This window comes from Imperialibacter sp. (assembly GCF_040222815.1).
GTDB lineage: Bacteria > Bacteroidota > Bacteroidia > Cytophagales > Cyclobacteriaceae > Imperialibacter.
In genome coordinates, this window is the sequence record NZ_JAVKCH010000047.1 from 1 (window position 1) to 511 (window position 511).

The window sequence follows — 511 nt, forward strand, 5'->3', positions numbered from 1 at the left end:
ATGGCGCAGATTTTCCCCAAGTGGACAAATCAAGTTCCTCGAAAAATTTTGATCGGTCTTATCGTTGTTGCAAACGCTCTGATCTTTTCAGTATGGTACTTTTTCTCTCCAAGCTACACCGATGTAGGATACGCTCCTGAACAGCCGGTTCCTTATAGTCACAAATTACACGTTGATAAACTCGGCCTGGATTGCCAATACTGCCACACCAATGTGTTTGACTCTAAGCAGGCAAATATTCCCGCAACTCAAACTTGTATGAATTGCCACAATCAGGTTAAAACCGACAGCGAAAAACTCGCTCCCATCAGAGAAAGCTGGGAAAGCGGACAACCTGTTGAATGGGTTCGTGTTCATAACTTAGCGGATTACGCATATTTCAATCACGCCGCACACGTAAACGTTGGCGTTGGCTGTGAAAGCTGCCACGGACGAGTTGATAAAATGGAAGTTGTATATCAGGCAGAGCCTTTAAGTATGGGATGGTGTTTAGATTGCCACCGTGAACCTG

Annotated in this window: 1 protein-coding gene; it reads left to right on the forward strand. The window is 45.0% G+C overall.

Annotation, left to right across the window (positions count from 1 at the left end; translation table 11 throughout):
- The coding region (locus RIF36_RS22925) for a cytochrome c3 family protein (protein ID WP_350149659.1) at positions 1-511 on the forward strand (511 nt) is incomplete at both ends.